At 49.6% G+C, this 1,246-nt stretch carries 1 pseudogene; it reads right to left on the bottom strand.

The features are described from left to right. Positions 1-1,236, bottom strand: a pseudogene (locus tag WBW42_RS18710) (Ig-like domain-containing protein); the annotation flags it as partial. Between the last annotated feature and the right edge of the window lie 10 nt (positions 1,237-1,246).

Genomic DNA, 1,246 nt, shown 5'->3' on the forward strand with positions numbered 1-1,246 from the left:
CAACGCCACTTGTGCATTGAAGGTACCGTCTGTGCCTAGCTCGTCTGCATTCAAGATACCGTCGCCATTTAAGTCTTCAGGAATCGTGATCGCACCGATCAGGTCTGCAGGTAAGGTATCTACAGTCACGGTGATATCTGCATCTGCAACATCAAGGTTACCTTGTGCATCCACTGCTTCTGCATGGATGGTCACAGGGCCTTCGCCTGTTACAGGAATCGCTGCGGTGATGAAGCCGTTTGCAAGGTCAGCTGCTGTCACGGTGTAGTTAGTACCGTTGATATTCACTACTGTGCCATCGATTGCATCTGGTCCCAACGCCACTTGTGCATTGAAGGTACCGTCTGTGCCTAGCTCGTCTGCATTCAAGATACCGTCGCCATTTAAGTCTTCAGGAATCGTGATCGCACCGATCAGGTCTGCAGGTACTGTATCAATAGTAAGCGTAGCTGTATCTGTAGCAGTATTTCCAGCTGGATCAGTTGCAGTTACAGTTACAATATGAGGACCATCTATTAATGCAGGCAAAGTATTGTCTGCAAGCGTCCAAGTACCATCACCGTTATTCACTGCCGGATAATCAACGCCATCCACATTCACAACCACAGTGGCTGTTGGGTCATTAATTACCCCTGTTAAAGCAGGAGTTGTGTCATTAGTAGTTAAGTCATCTAAAGATACAACTGGAACACTAGTATCAATCGTCACCACTGCTGTATCTGTACCTGCATTGCCTGCTGCATCTGTTGCAGTCACGGTAATGGTGTGTGGACCATCAGTTAACGCAGGAAGTGTATTGTCTGCAAGCGTCCAGGTGCCGTCACCATTGTTCACTGCCGGATAGTCAACACCATCCACGTTCACAACCACTGTTGCTGTCGGATCGTTCACTGTACCAGTGAGTGCTGGTGTGCTGTCGTTCGTCAACACATCATCAAGTACAACCACCGGCGGTGTGATGTCTGCAGAGACTGTGCCTGTACCTGGCAATGAGATATTGCCTGCCGGGTCAGTGGCTGTTGCAGTCACGGTATCGCCATCCACCAGGTTACCTGGGTTTGGTACTGACCAGCTGCCATCTGTGCCTGCTACCACTGTTGCAGTGGTACCGTCAGGGAAGCTGACAGTCACTGTTGAACCAGGTTCTGCTGTACCGCTCACTGGGTCAGTTGCATTGATTGGATCAAGTACAGGTGCATTTGGTGCGGTGGTATCAATTGTTACCACTGCTGTATCTGTACCTGCA

This window comes from Acinetobacter sp. LT1 (genome assembly GCF_059800965.1).